This is a genomic window from Brumimicrobium sp., assembly GCA_023957385.1.
Classification (GTDB): domain Bacteria; phylum Bacteroidota; class Bacteroidia; order Flavobacteriales_D; family Crocinitomicaceae; genus Brumimicrobium.
The window spans coordinates 1209159-1225762 of sequence record JAMLGZ010000001.1; the positions used below are offsets into that span (position 1 = coordinate 1209159).

14 protein-coding genes are annotated in these 16604 nt (G+C 33.5%); 4 read left to right on the forward strand and 10 right to left on the reverse strand.

All coding sequences use genetic code 11. The features are described 5' to 3' along the window. Positions 1 to 8: 8 nt before the first annotated feature. From M9897_05340 to M9897_05355, 4 genes are all read right to left on the reverse strand, one after another. Positions 9 to 440 (reverse strand): transposase, encoded by a 432-nt coding sequence (locus M9897_05340; protein MCO5268300.1) that lies wholly within the window; start codon positions 438 to 440, stop codon positions 9 to 11. A 143-nt stretch (positions 441 to 583) separates the two neighbouring features. Then, a complete protein-coding gene (locus M9897_05345; protein MCO5268301.1) occupies positions 584 to 1582 on the reverse strand; it encodes a glucosaminidase domain-containing protein in 999 nt (332 codons plus the stop codon). Positions 1583 to 1742: 160 nt separating this feature from the next. Beyond that, entirely contained in the window at positions 1743 to 2390 is a 648-nt protein-coding gene (gene nth, locus M9897_05350; GenBank protein ID MCO5268302.1) for an endonuclease III, read from the reverse strand. A gap of 2 nt (positions 2391 to 2392) precedes the next feature. Next, positions 2393 to 3046 carry a tetratricopeptide repeat protein gene (locus M9897_05355; protein ID MCO5268303.1) on the reverse strand — a complete coding sequence of 218 codons (654 nt, stop codon included), beginning with the start codon at positions 3044 to 3046 and terminating at the stop codon, positions 2393 to 2395. Positions 3047 to 3070: 24 nt separating this feature from the next. Between M9897_05355 and M9897_05360 the strand changes: the two genes are divergently transcribed. After that, on the forward strand, positions 3071 to 3322 hold the full coding sequence (locus M9897_05360) for a hypothetical protein (GenBank protein ID MCO5268304.1): 252 nt from the start codon (positions 3071 to 3073) through the stop codon (positions 3320 to 3322). A gap of 1 nt (position 3323) precedes the next feature. On the opposite strand, the gene M9897_05365 is transcribed toward M9897_05360, so the two are convergent. Genes M9897_05365 through M9897_05375 form a run of 3 tightly spaced genes read right to left on the reverse strand, consistent with a single transcriptional unit; the run spans position 3324 to position 7766 of the window. Beyond that, the gene (locus M9897_05365) at positions 3324 to 4616 is read right to left on the reverse strand and encodes a UDP-N-acetylmuramoyl-tripeptide--D-alanyl-D-alanine ligase (GenBank protein MCO5268305.1); all 1293 of its coding nucleotides are present in this window, start codon (positions 4614 to 4616) and stop codon (positions 3324 to 3326) included. Between the two features lie 56 nt (positions 4617 to 4672). Continuing rightward, positions 4673 to 6724 (reverse strand): SUMF1/EgtB/PvdO family nonheme iron enzyme, encoded by a 2052-nt coding sequence (locus M9897_05370; protein MCO5268306.1) that lies wholly within the window; start codon positions 6722 to 6724, stop codon positions 4673 to 4675. A gap of 58 nt (positions 6725 to 6782) precedes the next feature. Beyond that, the gene (locus tag M9897_05375) at positions 6783 to 7766 is read right to left on the reverse strand and encodes a PorP/SprF family type IX secretion system membrane protein (GenBank protein ID MCO5268307.1); all 984 of its coding nucleotides are present in this window, start codon (positions 7764 to 7766) and stop codon (positions 6783 to 6785) included. Between the two features lie 160 nt (positions 7767 to 7926). On the opposite strand from M9897_05375, the gene porU reads away from it, so the two are divergent. After that, entirely contained in the window at positions 7927 to 11790 is a 3864-nt protein-coding gene (porU, locus tag M9897_05380; GenBank protein ID MCO5268308.1) for a type IX secretion system sortase PorU, read from the forward strand. Positions 11791 to 11897: 107 nt separating this feature from the next. Then, positions 11898 to 13163, forward strand: a complete 1266-nt coding sequence (gene porV, locus M9897_05385; protein ID MCO5268309.1) for a type IX secretion system outer membrane channel protein PorV — start codon at positions 11898 to 11900, stop codon at positions 13161 to 13163. On the opposite strand, the gene rfbA is transcribed toward porV, so the two are convergent. Next, the gene (gene rfbA, locus M9897_05390; GenBank protein ID MCO5268310.1) at positions 13160 to 14029 is read right to left on the reverse strand and encodes a glucose-1-phosphate thymidylyltransferase RfbA; all 870 of its coding nucleotides are present in this window, start codon (positions 14027 to 14029) and stop codon (positions 13160 to 13162) included. The two genes, porV and rfbA, sit on opposite strands and share 4 nt — an antisense overlap. A gap of 56 nt (positions 14030 to 14085) precedes the next feature. After that, positions 14086 to 14769 (reverse strand): tRNA (guanosine(37)-N1)-methyltransferase TrmD, encoded by a 684-nt coding sequence (gene trmD, locus M9897_05395; protein ID MCO5268311.1) that lies wholly within the window; start codon positions 14767 to 14769, stop codon positions 14086 to 14088. A 132-nt stretch (positions 14770 to 14901) separates the two neighbouring features. Here trmD and M9897_05400 point away from each other — a divergent pair, with 132 nt between their 5' ends. Further along, on the forward strand, positions 14902 to 15789 hold the full coding sequence (locus M9897_05400; protein ID MCO5268312.1) for a hypothetical protein: 888 nt from the start codon (positions 14902 to 14904) through the stop codon (positions 15787 to 15789). On the opposite strand, the gene M9897_05405 is transcribed toward M9897_05400, so the two are convergent. Next, complete coding sequence (locus M9897_05405) at positions 15790 to 16584, reverse strand: TerB family tellurite resistance protein (GenBank protein ID MCO5268313.1); 795 nt, start codon at positions 16582 to 16584, stop codon at positions 15790 to 15792. Positions 16585 to 16604 lie beyond the last annotated feature (20 nt).

Consider the following 16604-nt stretch of genomic DNA (forward strand, 5'->3'; position numbering starts at 1 on the left):
AAGATAGCCTATTGACCTTTGCCTTTCTTTGTTTGTTTCTTTGATTGATCGGGGAAGGAGTTTTTTCTTACAGGAAGCATATATTCTTTTTCTGCTATGTCTATAAGCTTATCCAAAATATAAGCTTTATCCTCGGCTTTCATTAATTGTTCCTCTAAGAAATCATTCTTTGATTCCAATAACCGTAATTTCTGCTCTAACTCTTGGATTCTTTGTTGTGGTGTTTTCATAAATATAGAATTAGAACTGTTTTTTAAATCAAAGATACCAAATTTCCTTCTCCAATTTAAAATTGTACTATGAGATTGTATACCGTACTTTCGCATTACTGCTTCGGTACTAATTTCTCCGCTTTCAACTTCTTTAACTACAGCTAATTTAAAAGACATGCTGTAATCTTTTTGTGTACGTTTAATGTACTGATTTTTAGATTTATCCATAACATTACTTTTTTTAGTGTAACGCTATGTTAGGACAAGACATAATAAAAAAATAAAAAAAAGGCTACTCGCTAGAGTAACCTTTTTTACAAACAACAACAAACTAAATTCCGATTTATAAGTACCGGACAACTATGAAATTTTCACTCTATATTTAATGCGTATTGAGAAATTATAGATTTGTTTTTTTGTATTAATGATTGTAATTGAACTCCGTATTCCTGTGCAATTCTCCATGGTTCAGTGTGGGTGCTTAAATCAATTTCTTTTAATTCTTTAGAAAGGCTCGTTTTCTTTCTCATAATATATATCTTCTCTCCCTCGGTCAATAAATCTTTATCTTTTGGGAAGTCATTCCATTTACGCATTTGATTCACATTGATTCCAAATTCTTTAGCTATCTGATAGAAAGTATCATGTTTATTAGCTTTAACGTATTTAGTTTTATTTTCGTTGGTATATACATTGTGAGAAGAGATGGTTGTTACTCCAACTTCCACCTGAATATTCGAATTTTGTACACTCGATTGTTCCTGTAACTCTTCCTTTTTAATCTCTTCTTTTTTTATCTTTTGATTATTTTCTTTATTTACTTCAGGTGTAGTTACTGTTATTATCTCTTCTTGAGCTATAAGACCCTGTGGTTGATCAAATTGATTCAGTTGATAACGTTCAATCAACTCAATTAATTTCTCTGCGTATATAGGTAAAGTTGCATATCCTGCTTGTTTTAGCCCCTTTGCCCAAGAAATATAATCAGTTTGTTCATAATTGAATAAAAAGGCATAGCGTGAACGATTTACTAGAAAGAGACTATGATCTTCATAAGACTGCATAGCATTGTCATACTTTCTAAAACACTCATCCTTTGCATCATCATCCTGATAGTATTTTTTACCTGTCCATCCATGACATTTGATTCCAAAATGATTATTTGCATTCTTTGCCAAGGGAGAATTTCCTGAACTACTTTCTAATATACCCTGTGCCAAGGTAATACTAGCCGGAATTTTATGCTCTTGCATCTGATATATTGCAACATCCTTCCATTCATTAATATATTCTTCAATAGTTAATGCCTTCACATTAAATGAAAGTATGATTAATAAAAAAAACGATAGTATGAAATGTCTTTTTTGCATGTTGTGTGTTTGTTGTTCAGTTGAACGAGAATTATTAACAAAGGTTTCATAAATTGTTAATAACTAAAAATAATTATGTTGATAAGCTTGTAATTAACACATTTAAAGCAAATTAGGTTGTGTAGTTTTTTTAAGCTAAAATCCCTGGATAGAAAGATAATTAGCTCTTATATTCTTTTAATATATCTTTATTGCCAATAGCTTTAGTAATATAATCAATACTTAGTTTAGGGCTACGGGCAGGAGATTGATTCCTTCCATAATAGATGATTTGAAGGTGTAGCTTATTCCAACTATTTTCTGGAAAGATAGCTTTTGCATCTCTCTCCGTTTGTTCTACATTTTTTCCATTTGAAATACCCCAACGGTGTAGCATTCTGTGAATATGAGTATCCACTGGAAAGGCTGGGAATCCAAAAGCTTGAGACATCACTACGGAGGCAGTTTTGTGTCCTACACCTGGTAATGCCTCTAAGTCTTCAAAGTTTGAGGGTACCTTTCCTTGATGCTTATCAATAAGGATATGTGAGAGTTCAAATATTGCTTGTGATTTACGTGGCGAAAGTCCGCATGGCTTAATAATCTCTCTAATTTCCTCAACAGAAAGTTTAATCATATCATACGGATTATTGGCTTTTTTAAATAGGGTGGGAGTGATTTGGTTTACACGTATGTCGGTGCATTGTGCTGAGAGAAGCACGGCTATTAACAAGGTGTATTCATCTATATGATCTAATGGAATAGGAGGATTTGGATAGAGTTTATCTAATTCTTCCATGATGTAGGCTGCCTTCTCTTTCTTTGTCATAACTATTTATCTTCTTTTAGCCTAAATCCATTTCTTATAAACCCAATAAATTCTTTGAATGTACTTTTTTTAGTAAATAAATCTTTAGATATCTGGGATGCAGTCGGTACTTTCTCTGTTTTTAATTTTTTGGGTTGTACTTGCTCTCCAGTAGGTGCATTGGTATTGATCTTATTTTTGTTAGGTTTTGGTAATGTATTTTCTTGATTGGATAAATCTTCTATTTTTTCTTTTACACCATCTTGATGTAAAATGAGTTTATCAGCATCATCAAAATTCTTTTTTGCTTGAGTAGCATATCCTTTCTTCTCTAGAAGAAGTCCTAAGTTATTATATGCAATGGCATCTTCTGGATCTATTTTTACAGCCTGTTCATATAATTCTATGGCGCTATCTAAATCACCGAAGAAATCTTTAGCATAGGCCAATGATGTGTATCTGTAAGCGTTATCATCTTCTAATGACAATGCTAATTCTAAGTCTGTTAAACAGTTTTTCTTTTGATTAAGATGTAAATAGGTAACACCTCTGAGTGATAATATATCCGGATGTTTTGGATTTGTTTCTAATGCTTTGTTAAAAGCAACAATAGCTTCTTCAAATTTAAACTCATCCATGAGTTCACTTCCTTTTTTATGTTCAGAATTAATATACATTTGCACTTTACTAAAATTAATTTAATGAATTTCCCTCAATATCGTAAAAAATTTGATAGTCAATCTTTCTACAAAATTACATCTTTTACATCATTTGAAGAAATTCAATTAATTGGTAAACGCTTTTTTATTCATAATGTTTTGGTAGATAAATATTTTGAAAAGATTCAAATATTGGATATGTTGAATATATCTTCAGAGTTATATCAATTATCGTCTGAATCTGAATATATGGAACATGCAATAAATGCTGCTAATTATTTATCTTCACAGTAGATTAAAGTATCTCTACAAGTTTTTCTAATCCAATTCCTCGGGAACCTTTTAATAAGATTAAATTCCCTTTAGGAGAGGCTAAAGAAAGAAATTGCTGTGCTTCTTGTGTTGATGGAAAAGCTAAAATATCTTTATCTTCTTGAGCAATTTTGTGATAAATACTTCCCACAAAGATTCCTTGCAGTTTTAATTTTTTACTTTCTGAAATAATATCTTTGTGGTATTGATTTGTATTAGATCCTAATTCTAGCATATCACCGAGTATAAACATTTTATTTTTATCGGTTTCGATATTTGCAAAGTTTTCAAGCGCAGAATGAACACTTGTGGGATTTGCGTTATATGCATCCATAATCAATGTGTTTTTTTCTGTTTCTTTTAACTGTGAACGATTATTGGAAGGGATATAATCTTCAATTGCAGCATTTATAAGTACTGACTCTACATGAAAAAGATGCCCAAATGTTATAGCAGCTAATAAATTATTGAAGTTGTATTTTCCTATGATTTGTGTATGAAGAATAGGTGAGGAGTAACTTTCTCTTTTCCATTGGAAATTAACTTGGGGAGTGAGATTTATAACTTCTCCGGTAATATCTGCATTATCTGAACCATAGGTTGCGTAGGTGCAGTTGGCGGGTAAGTGCTTTAGTAAGATTTGGTCTTTTTTGTTATAAATGATAGTTCCCTTTACCTCTTCAATAGCACGATATAGTTCTGTTTTTGTTTGTATAATATTCTCAACACTTCCAAATCCTTCAATGTGTGCCTGACCTATGTTTGTGATAATACCATAATTTGGGTGAGCAATATCTGTAAGTTCTTTGATGTCACCTAACTTACTGGCTCCCATTTCAATGATTGCAATTTCATGTTTGTTTGTTAAGTTGAGTAGGGTAAGAGGAACTCCAATATGATTATTTAAATTTCCTTGGGTATAAAGAACATTATATTTCTTACTCAATACTGCTGCAATAAATTCCTTTGTGGTGGTTTTACCATTTGTTCCTGTTATTCCAATAACTGGGATTTGAAATTGATTGCGATGATATTCAGCTAATTTTTGTAGAAAAACGAGTGTATTTGGCGTGTATTGAATATTTACATGTTGTAGGGCTATATCTTTATTCTGTACGATAGCATATTTTGCTCCCTCTTCTATGGCTTTTAAAGCAAATTCATTCCCATCAAAATTTTCACCTTTTAGGGCAATGAACAATGAATCTTTTGTGATTTTTCGGGTATCTGTGGAAATACCCGAGCATTTATAGAATAATTGAAATAATTCTTGCATAATGAATAAAAAAAAACTCCGACAATTTTGTCGGAGTTAAATATAAGTAAGAAGTTTTAATATCCTCTCTTTTTATCTTTCTTGTTTTTAGCATTGATACCAACAGGGCTACCTACTCTATCCATTGCACAACGGAATCCAATGTAGTCGGTAGATTTATCTTCATCTAAGAATCTTCTATTACCACCTACAATCCAATATGCTCTATCTCTCCATGAACCTCCTTTGAATACTCTTGATTTATTTGAAACCAAAGTAGTTGGCCATGCTGTTCTATCATTTCCACCAGGTTTAAGTTGCCCTCCTTTTAAATCATATTCTTCAAATTGACTTTGATACATAATCAAGTCTGGGTCTCTTCTGTCTTGGTTAATATCATTTTTACGTTGAGTATCATCGTAGTAAATAGAAGACTCGATATCACCATCTACATAGTCAATATAATCAGCTCTTCTATAGTTTAGACGTCCGATATTTTCTTCTTCTACAACATCTCTATATTTCAATTTACCTGGCGTGTTGATAATATAATCATTGAACCCATCACGAATCATTGATATAATTTCGAAAGCATACTCTTCACCCATAGGACCTACTCTGATTTCATCTGCAAAAATTCCATCATAAAGTTGTTCTTGAATGTACATAGATGCCTCAGTATTGAATTTATCATTTTTGAATTCGATTGCTTTATCTAATACTTTGTTGATTTTAGCAATAATATCTAATTCCATAGAGTCTTTCACAAAGTTGTGTGATACGAAGTATGGATCAGGAGAATACCCCTCTGCTACTGGATTAGCAGATTCATTATGCTTCATGATACCTCTTGAAATTACAGTATCATTAGGATCATGTTTGTCAGCAGAAACACGTTGGTATCTCACACGTTCAAATGCATTTAAATATTCTTTCATGCCGTGTACGTCATATTCCACTTGGAAATTTTTGAAATCTACAGCACCTTCGTTATTTAGAACTTTCGTTTGGAATACATTTCCACGGAAAGGTCTAAATTCATCAAAATCTTCAGATGAAAGTGGACGATATACATCTAGTACCCATTCAGCAACGTTACCTGCCATATTATATAAACCATTGTCATTAGGCCAATAAGAATCTACAGGTACGGTTACATCACCACCATCGTTAAGCGCTCCAGCTACTCCCATGTAGTCACCTCGTCCACGAACAAAGTTAGCTCTGATTTTTCCTTGGAAAGCTTTTAGGTCTTGACGAACATAGTGTCCATCCCAAGGATAATATCTTCTATCAGAAATTACTTCAGAACCATCTCCTCTTAAGTTACCTATCAATCCATAGTATGCAAATTCCCATTCAGCTTCAGTTGGTAGTCTGTAACGTGGTAATAGTATTCCATCTTCCATACGTACGATACGCTTTCCTAAATCTTTTTTCTTTGGACCTGTTGCATTTGTTGGATTTAAGTCGGTTAAAAGTTGTCTAACTTCTTCTTCATATTGTCCGTTTAAATAGGCCTCTGTATTAAAAGTTGCTTCATCTGCTTGGTTAATGTTAAAGTTTAAAATACCTTCTCTAATTAGGATGTATTCATTTACACGGTCTGTTCTCCAATTACAATAATCATTAGCCTGTAGCCATGAAACTCCTACAACAGGATAATCTCTATATGCAGGGTGACGTAGATAGTAATCTACATATTTTTCATTAAATGACAATGGAGATCTCCATACCAATGTATCTGGCAATGCATTCTTATAAATCATTGGATAACTTTGGTAGGCTCTTCTAATCCAATAAAGGTATTCTAACCAATTAAAGTTAGTAACCTCTGTTTGGTCCATATAGAATGAAGATACAGTTACTCTTCTTGGTCTGTTATTCCAATCAAACATAACATCATCATCCACACGTCCCATAGTGAACGTACCTCCTTGAACTAAGATTAGTCCGGGACCAGTTTCTTGATCAACATAAGGAACTTTTTGGAATCCACCCATACCAGGATTATTATAATCCCATCCAGTAGTATTCGATACTTCTCTTGAACAAGAAGCTAAGGCTACTACAGTAATTACTGTGAACCATCGTTTGAATTGTCGCATATTATTGATATTAATTTTCATTCTTACTAAGTCTAATTCGTTACAAATAACGCAATTTTTTAATTAAGTTACAAATTCATTAAAAAGAAGGACAGGAGATTGTTCTAAAGCTAGGGGTTCTTGATTTACAATTCAAGTTAATACCCATAGACACTTCATGTGAACCCCCTGACACCATATTATTTAATTTGGAAACAGTTACGTCGTAGCTATAACCAATCTTAAAAGTTCCTGTATCAATACCAATAGAGGTAATAAATGCATCGCGAGAACGGAACCAAACACCGGCAGTGAATATTCCATATTTAATATAAGTACCTAACATCAACTCCATAAATCCTTGTTGGTATTGGAAGATAATGTTTGGTAAAATAGATGTTTGGTTAGAATACTGAGATTTTCCACCTAAAGCGATGTTAGCACCTAAATGCCCTACAAAACGCATAGGCATAGGACTCTTTCCAACAATCATAGATTCGTTAGGCATATTTAAGTGGTAAGCAGCCACACCAAAATAGATAATATCTGTATATCCCACAATCCCAGCGGAAACATCAAAGAAACCACGAGTTCCTCCTCTTGGCACGTCACCTGTAGCATAGATAAAACCACGACGAGGGTCAATCATATCTCCAAAAGTCAATTTATCCCAATCCAAGAATTTTTGATTCCATGTAGCTTTCCCAGCAAACATTAATGTGAATTTTCTACTTGCCTTTAAATGGTAGTTATAAATAAAGCTTAATGTAGAATGATTAATCGTACCCTTCCCTTGTTGGTCGTGGGTAACAATCACACCGATACCACCTGCAATTGCTTTAAAGAATTGATCGTATGAAGCCGAATAGGTAACAAAGGTTCCTGAAAGTGATGGCCATTGATTTCTATAGTTCAACGCAAATCTCGGACAACCGTGACTACCAGCAAAAGCTGGATTCAAATAAATAGGATTTGCATAAAACTGTGAAAATTGAGGGTCTTGGGCAAACGCTTTACTATTTAATCCGCTAACAATCAATGATATAGCAATAGTCGCAAATATATATAACTTCTTTTTGAGCATAGAGTAGTTTTATATTAAATACAAACAACGCCCAATTTTACGAAAAATATTTCTTATAGTTACAAAAAAATGTAAGTTCTTTTAAAATATACTATTTTTGAATCCGTTTAGAAAAGGTATATCATATCCAAAACGATCATTTTTTTGTAAAGAAATTGTAATGAAACTCAAACTAAGAAATTTTTTATTCTCTTTTACGCTAGTTCTTAATACATTAATAATATGTGCGCAGCAGGAAATCAAAATTGATTTAAAATGGAATGCTGCTCCTGAGAAGTTGGCTTTTCCTCAAGGAGAAATTCTTTGCCCAAATTTGGAGAATTCATTTATTGGAGGTCATGAGTTTCTTTATATACAAGAGTTTAAACGGGGAAATCGCAATGTACAATGGGATTTTAGTCTTGCTACTTATCAAACGACAGAGATTTCCCAGTTAGATAAGGATTTTATTGCTCAGTTTTCAATACCAGTTTATAATCAGTTGACTTATGAGGTAAGCAATATTAGTAAGGAAGGAATTCCTGTTGCTGTTTTATCACTTGTTCCTTATATAAGGATAAATGATGAGGTAAAACGGATTGTAGCTGTGAATTTTAATTTGCAAACGAATACACTTATAAAAAATAAGTCTTATGCATTTGCTGCGAATTCTGTATTGCAAGAAGGAAGTGGTGATTGGTATAAAATAAGTGTAGATGCAGATGGTATTTATAAAATTGATTATATCTTTTTAAAGAGTATTGGAATTGACGTAGACCATATTCACCCGGATGACATTAATATATATGGTAATGGTTTTGGTAGATTACCAGAACAAAATTCCATTTCTAGACCAGACGACTTGTTAAAGAATGATATTCTTGTGGTAGGTGGAGAGGATGGAGTATTTAACACAAATGATTATATTTTGTTTTATGGGAAGGGTCCTAATAAATGGGAGTTAGTTGGTGATAGATTTGAACGAAATCTGAATGTGTATAATACAACGTCGATTTACTTTATTAATGTAAATCCTTCTGGAAGTCCTGCACGTATCCAGAATGCCATATTGAGTAACCAGCCGGCTAATCAGATTGTTACTAGTTATAATTCTTATGCAATTCATGAAAAGGAATTTATAAATATCTTTCGTACAGGAAAGCGTTGGTATGGAGAAGAATTTGATGTGAATTTAACTCAAAACTTCTCACTTAATATTCCCCAACTTAATCCGAATGAACCGGCTGTATTACGTGGATTCATGGCATGTAAGATAGGAAGTACTGGAGGTACAACTAATTTTAAAGTCAGTTATAATAATACAAATTTAGCCACAATAGGAATGCCTTTAGCGAATAAATCGAGTATTACTAGAGGAGGTTTTACTACAACACCTGGACAATTTAACCCAACTTCTAGTACATTTTCTGTAAAAGTCACTTTTAATAGAGTGACTCCATCTGATGTTGGGTATCTCGACTTTCTAGAAGTGAATGCGAGAAGTTATATGAAATATTATGATGGAGTAGAATTTAGAGATTTAAATTCTGTTGGTGTTGGGAATGTGGCAGAAATGCAGCTAACCGATTTCCCTTCTAATGGAGTCATCTGGGAAACTACAAATCCAACACAACCTAAGTTAGTAACTGGAACTGATAATGGTGGAATATACTCTTTTAAAGTTGATGCCGATTCATTGCGAAGTTTTGTTGCTTTTAAATCTAAGTTTGGTACACCAAAATTTGTAAAACGTGTTAGTCACCAAAACTTGCATGGATTAGAACAAGCGGATTATTTAATTGTCACACATCCAAGATTCTTATCACAGGCTAATCGCTTAGCTGATCTACATAGAAGTAATGGATTGAAGGTGCATGTCGTTACTAGCGAAGAAGTTTATAATGAATTTTCTAGTGGCATGCAAGATCCTACTGCTATTAAATTTTTTGCAAAAATGTTTTACGATAGAGCAGGTGGGAATATTACAGATCAACCAAAGTATTTCTTGCTGTTTGGGGATGGAACTTTTGACCCGCTAGATCGTGTGCCTAATAATAACAATATGATTGTAATGTATGAAACGGATGATTCAGAAAATTATACTGGTTCTATTGTTTCAGATGATTATTTTGGATTTTTAGATGATGGAGAAGGTTTTTCTCCAGTTGATGTTTTAGATATTGCTGTAGGAAGATTGATAGCTACTACCGAAAAAGATGCTGTTAATTTTGTAAATAAGATAGAACTATATATGAAGAATGGTTCTAATGCTTTTTCTTCAAATAAATTATGTGGAGAAGATGGCGTTATATCTACTCATGGAAATTGGCGTCTAAATTATGCTGTTATTGCAGACGATGAAGAGAATGGATATTTCTTAAATCCAGATATGGAGCCTATTACAAATTATGTAGAAACAAATCATCCAGAGATGAATGTTAAGAAAATATACCTTGATGCCTATCAACAAATTACTACAGCTGGAGGGGAGAGATATCCAGAAGTAAATAACCAAATTCAAAAAAGTTTTGAAGCAGGCAAGATTGTAATTTGTTATAATGGCCATGGAGGGGCAACAGGAGCTGCATCAGAGAGGGTTATGACTATTGGGGAGATGAGAAGTTTAACAAATATAGATAAACTCACCCTATTTGTGTCGGCTACTTGTGAATTTGCTAGAGTTGACGATAATGAGCGAGTTTCTATAGGGGAGTGGATGATTTTAAATGAAGTAGGTGGCGCTATTGCTATGATGACAACAACTCGAGCAGTTTATTTTTCTACTAACACAGCAACTTCCTCCAATTTATTTAAGAATGTTTTCATGCGTGATGCAAATAATGAACCCTTGACTTTTGGGGAAATTATATTGAAAACAAAAAACGCAGTAACGGGAGGTTCTAATAATAAAAGGTGTTTTATGTTGTTAGGTGATCCAGCATTAAAAATAGCTTTACCTTATAGTAAAGTGGTATTGGACAGTGTGAATGGAAATGATGTGGGCTTAACTATAGATACGCTTTCTGCTTTAGGTGGAGCTAAAATGAAAGGGCATATAGAAGACCAATATGGAAACATCTTAACGAATTTCAATGGTTTTGTACAGCCGACTATATATGATAAACCAGCTCAAAAAAAGACATTAGGGCAGAATGTGGAATCTCCTGTTATTGATTTCTATACCCAAGAGAACGTACTATTTAGTGGTAAATCTACTGTAAAAGATGGTTATTTTAATTTTGAGTTTATAGTTCCTAAAGACATCGATTTTAATTATGGAAAAGGAAAGGCTAGTTTTTATGCGTGGAGTACCGATAATAGGAATGGAGGAGGATATTCAAAATCGCTTTATGTTGGTGGAATAGATACGAATGGAGTTAATGATAGTCAAGGTCCTCAGATTGATTTATATTTGAATTCACCTGATTTTGTAAATGGAGGAATAACGGATGAAACACCTGTTTTAATTGCAAAAATATTTGATGAAAGTGGAATTAATACGGTAGGAAATGGTATAGGTCACGATCTTACATTGATAATTGATAATAAAGCTAGTCAGGCGAAGGTATTAAATGAATTTTATACGACTGATTTAGATACTTATAAGAGTGGACAGTTAAGATATCAATTAGAGAAATTAGCTCCTGGAAGACATACACTCTCTCTTAAGGCATGGGATATTAATAATAATTCTAATGAGAAAGTTTTAGAATTTATTGTGCAAGAGAAAACTGAGATAGCGATGGATCATGTGTTGAATTATCCGAATCCATTTACTACTCATACAGAATTTATGTTTGAGCATAATCAAACTTGCTCTGTTTTAGATACAAAAATTGAAATTTATACTGTTTCTGGAAGATTGGTTAAGACGATTAACCAAGCCGTAGAGACAAGGGGGTATAGAGTTGCAGGTATTCCATGGGATGGACGTGATGAGTATGGAGATCAATTAGCTAGAGGAGTTTATATTTATCGAATTTCCATAAAAAACCCTGATGGAGAGTCAACTCAAGAGATGCAAAAATTATATCTTTTGAAGTAAAAAGTTAAAAATTTTAACTTTTATTTATATTTGTACTCCTTATACGCAATAAAATTGTGTTTTTTGCGATATGGCAATAGGAAAATTTTAAGAAGATTACAGATTTTATGATTAATAGATATTTCATTCTTGGACTGTCAGTTTTTATTTCAGTAGCAAGTTATAGTCAAACAGGTAATAAAAAGAATGCCTCAGATTTACAGCTTAATACAATCACAACTGCGGTTCCTTTTCTACAAATCACTCCAGATTCTCGTTCTGGAGCAATGGGAGATGTGGGTACAGCTTTAAGTGCTTCTTCTAGCTCTTTATTTTGGAATACTTCTATGTTATCTTTTTCAAAGGATAAATCTGAGATTTCGGTTTCCTATTCTCCATGGCTACAAAATCTAGCATCTGATATTCACCTTTCTCATTTAGCTGGATATTATAAAATCAATGGAAGACACTCTATAGGAGCTTCACTTCGTTATTTTAGTTTAGGTGAAATCGTATTTACAGATGATAAAGGAGATGAAATTATGTCACATACTCCAACTGAATTTGAAGTCTTAGCTGGATATGCTTTTAAATTAAATAATAATTTCTCCTTAGGATTAAATGGTAAATTTATTTATTCCAATCTTACGGCTGGGGTTGTAATAGCAGGAGCAGAGAGTACTCCAGGGCTTGCAGGTGCCGCTGATCTTTCTTTTTCATATAACAATACTGAAATTAACTATGGTAAATTACCTGGAGGTATTGCGGTAGGATTAACATTGAATAATATAGGTAATAAAATTTCTTATACGGTAGAGAATGATCGAGATTTCTTACCAACAAACCTTAAATTGGGTACAGCTTTAAATTTCAAGTTTGACTCTTATAACTCGTTGACTTGGGCTACAGATATTTCTAAATTATTGGTTCCGACGCCACCAATTCGTAATAATAAAGGAGAAATTATTTCTGGTAAAAACCCTGAAGTTGGTGTTGTAACAGGTATGTTACATTCTTTTTATGATGCACCAGGGGCTCTTGAGAAGGATGAGGCTGGTAATTTAATTCAAGCAGATGATGGCTCTTATCGTGTTAAAAAAGGTTCAAAGTTTAAAGAGGAGATTAACGAAATAATGATTGGTACTGGTTTGGAGTATTGGTATAATAATCTATTTGCTGTTAGAGCTGGTTATTTTTATGAGAATAGAAACAAAGGTGCTCGTCAGCATCTAACATTTGGTGTGGGATTGAGATATAAAATTTTTGGAATCGACTTTTCTTATTTAACAGCTTTAAAAAGAAATAACCCATTACAGAATACTATCAGATTTACGCTTAGACTACACTTTAATGGTGTTAAAAAAGATGTATCTAAAGAACCTGTAGTAGATTAAACGATAATTTTCTTTAAATAATCGTAGTAACTTCCTTTGTAATCTTTGATTTGAGATAGGAGCATTTCTTTATTTATCCACCCATTTGTCAAAGCAATCTCTTCTAAACATGCAATTTTTAAGCCTGTTCTCTTTTCAATAGTCTTTACAAATTCAGTGGCTTCTGTTAATGCTTCATGTGTTCCTGTATCTAACCATGCAAAACCTCGACTAAGTAGTTCCATTCTTAGATTATTTAGCCCTAAATAGGCTTGGTTCACAGAAGTGATTTCCAATTCTCCTCTGTTAGAAGGCTTTACTTCTTTTGCAATGTTTATAACAGAATTTGGATAGAAATAAAGCCCAACTACAGCAAAGTTAGACTTTGGTTGTGTTGGTTTTTCTTCAATGCTAATGACATTGTTGTTTTTATCGAATTCAGCAACACCATAACGCTCTGGGTCTGAAACATACGTTCCGAAAATAACAGCTTTTTTATCGTCTTTTACAGTATGTACTGCGTCTTGCAGTTTTGTTTTAAGACCTGCTCCGTAGAAGATATTATCTCCTAGAATCAGGCATACATCCTCATCTCCAATAAATTCTTCTCCAAGAATGAATGCTTGCGCCAATCCATCGGGAGAAGGTTGAATTTTATAAGAAAGTTTCATCCCTATTGTGCTTCCATTGCCTAGTAATTTCTCAAAATTGGGAAGATCCTGTGGTGTTGAGATAATTAGAACTTCTCTGATTCCTGCAAGCATCAATACAGATAGTGGATAGTATATCATTGGTTTGTCAAATACAGGAAGTAGTTGTTTGCTTACCACATGCGTTAGTGGATGTAACCGTGTTCCAGAGCCTCCGGCAAGAATAATTCCTTTCATATTGCAAATTTTAGGTTGATAAATGTATGATTTTTTAATTAATCTTCAATAATTCCTTATTCCTTTCCTTTTAATAAATCTGGTCTTCTTTCCTGTGTTCGTTTGATTGCTTGTTCTTCACGATATGCATCTACTTTCTTGGGATCTCCAGAAAGTAATATCTCTGGAACCTTTAACCCGTTATATTCAGTGGGACGTGTATATACGGGAGGTGATAGTAAATTATCTTGAAAACTATCAGTTAAAGCAGATGTTTCATCACTTAGTACACCTGGAATCAAACGGATAATGCTATCTGCTAAAACAGCAGCAGCCAATTCACCACCAGAAAGGACATAGGAGCCAATGGAAATTTCCCGTGTAATATATAAATTTCGAACCCTTTCATCCACACCTTTGTAATGTCCGCATAAAAGCATGATGTTTTCAGCAGAACTCAAATGATTGGCAATAGGCTGATCGTATAACTCTCCATCGGGAGTTAGATAGATGATTTCGTCATACTTTCTTTCCTTTTTTAAACTTTCAATGCAATCTGCAATCGGTTGGATAGTCATCACCATACCTGCTCCCCCTCCATAAGGATAATCATCCACTTTTTTATGTTTATCTAAAGAATAATCACGTATGTTGTGGATATGCACTTCAGCTAAGCCTTTATCTATCGCTCGTTTAATAATAGAATGATCAAATGGCCCTTTGAGTAATTCTGGTAATATGGTCAAGATATCAATCCGCATAGTACAAAGATAAATAAATTTGAGTCTATGACTCCTATTAATCCATGAATTCAGTAGGAAATTAACATTTCTCTTTTTATAAAAAATAAATATCAAAAAGAAACATGCTTTTTGTCACTCTATATTTGTAATGTGAGAACGAAGACTTCTATACGTGCCCTAATTTTATTAATGTCTGATTCGGATGAATTGGTAAGAATTCATGCAAAGGAAACTTTGTGCGAATATGGGTGTAGTATTCTCCCAGATATTGAACAGCTTGAAGAAGAAGCTATATTACATCCGGAGTATCATGAAAATTTAGTAGAAGTACTTAATCATCTTCGTTTGGGAAAGTTGAAATTTGAACTTCAACAATGGCTTAATTCTCGTACCAAAGATTTAAAAGAGGCAGTTTATCTTATTGATACTTATCAATTCCCGGAATTTAGTAAAGAAGATTTTGATGATAAGATATCATCTCTTCAGCACCGATGTTGGCTTCGTATTAATCATAGACAAACCAGTTTTGAACGAGTAAAGATTCTCAATGAATTATTTTTTGAAGAATTTGACTTTTATTGCATCGAACGGCTTCCTTATACGCCATTTGATATTTATGTAAACTCAGTTATGGATACTAAAGAAGGGTCTTCATTTTCTTTAGGGTTAATCTACAGTATTTTAGCTCAATCCATGGATATCCCTATTTATGGAGTAGTCTCTACAAATAATAGAACTCCATTTGTACTAGCATATATGGATAAGAATCATTCATTATCTTTCTTAAATTGGGAGATTAACAACAATGGAGTACTCTTCTATATAAGCGTAGGACGTGAGGGCGCTATCATTGAACCGAGTCGTTTGGTAGATATATATGAAGCAGGTGGTTTGCCAACTGACAAAGCACAATTTGAGCCTTCATCAAACACAACACTCATTAAGAGGTATTTGTTAGAAATTCATAGGAGTTATTCCAATCAACCACATTTTAGATATAAATTAAAAGATATTGAGGAATTACTCGATTTGTTTTAATTATTTTATACCTCTTGCTTTCTTAATATTTTCGTATGCATTCTGGATTTCTTGGAATTTCTCTTTGGCTCCTTTTTGGAAATCTTCTCCCATTTGTGCTACCTTGTCGGGGTGGTAGCGTACAGCCATTTGTCGATAAGCCTTTTTCACCTCATCGTCGGAGGCATTTTTGCTAATCCCTAAAATTTTGTAATCACTTTCAGCATCTTTCTTAAACATGTTCTCAACGCTTGTGAAATCCATGTTTGGAATTCCCAATAATTGAGCAATCTGATTTAAAACACGTATCTCTTGTGGTGAAACTTTTCCATCAGCTTTTGCAATACCAAACAAATAGTGAAGTAATTGAACCCTTACTTCAGGTTGTGTTCGTCGGCGAATATCCATACAGATTTCCTGTAATGGAATCTGAGAAGGATTGTCAATAAAAAACTTGAGTGTATGAAGGTGGCGCTGATTGAACTGATTCCCAAATTGAACCCGTAAAAAAGATTTAACATATTCTAGTTCAACTTTTAGTGCAATCCCATCTGCTTTCATGACAACAGCTGAAAGAGCTAGAAGCATGGTTGGAAAGTCATAACGTTGTGCTTGTTGCCGGTAATAATTGAAAATATCTTGTTGAGAATAATTGTGGTAAGGATTCTTTCTTTGATAAGAACCTTGTCCATTGTTGCTGTGTGTTTCTATGGATAGGCTGTCAATCAAAGCACCTAAAACACCTCCGGCAATAGCCCCAATGAAGTGGAACCCGGAAAAAAAGAATCCGAGTGCCGCTCCAATATATTTATACATTCCTTTCAATAAACTGTATA

Bases quoted from the DNA above. Each gene is read 5' to 3' on its own strand.
- M9897_05340 (MCO5268300.1), bottom strand. From the start codon at position 440: ATGGATAAATCTAAAAATCAGTACATTAAACGTACACAAAAAGATTAC.
- M9897_05345 (MCO5268301.1), bottom strand. From the start codon at position 1,582: ATGCAAAAAAGACATTTCATACTATCGTTTTTTTTATTAATCATACTT.
- nth (MCO5268302.1), bottom strand. From the start codon at position 2,390: ATGACAAAGAAAGAGAAGGCAGCCTACATCATGGAAGAATTAGATAAA.
- M9897_05355 (MCO5268303.1), bottom strand. From the start codon at position 3,046: ATGTATATTAATTCTGAACATAAAAAAGGAAGTGAACTCATGGATGAG.
- M9897_05360 (MCO5268304.1), top strand. From the start codon at position 3,071: ATGAATTTCCCTCAATATCGTAAAAAATTTGATAGTCAATCTTTCTAC.
- M9897_05365 (MCO5268305.1), bottom strand. From the start codon at position 4,616: ATGCAAGAATTATTTCAATTATTCTATAAATGCTCGGGTATTTCCACA.
- M9897_05370 (MCO5268306.1), bottom strand. From the start codon at position 6,724: ATGAAAATTAATATCAATAATATGCGACAATTCAAACGATGGTTCACA.
- M9897_05375 (MCO5268307.1), bottom strand. From the start codon at position 7,766: ATGCTCAAAAAGAAGTTATATATATTTGCGACTATTGCTATATCATTG.
- porU (MCO5268308.1), top strand. From the start codon at position 7,927: ATGAAACTCAAACTAAGAAATTTTTTATTCTCTTTTACGCTAGTTCTT.
- porV (MCO5268309.1), top strand. From the start codon at position 11,898: ATGATTAATAGATATTTCATTCTTGGACTGTCAGTTTTTATTTCAGTA.
- rfbA (MCO5268310.1), bottom strand. From the start codon at position 14,029: ATGAAAGGAATTATTCTTGCCGGAGGCTCTGGAACACGGTTACATCCA.
- trmD (MCO5268311.1), bottom strand. From the start codon at position 14,769: ATGCGGATTGATATCTTGACCATATTACCAGAATTACTCAAAGGGCCA.
- M9897_05405 (MCO5268313.1), bottom strand. From the start codon at position 16,584: ATGTATAAATATATTGGAGCGGCACTCGGATTCTTTTTTTCCGGGTTC.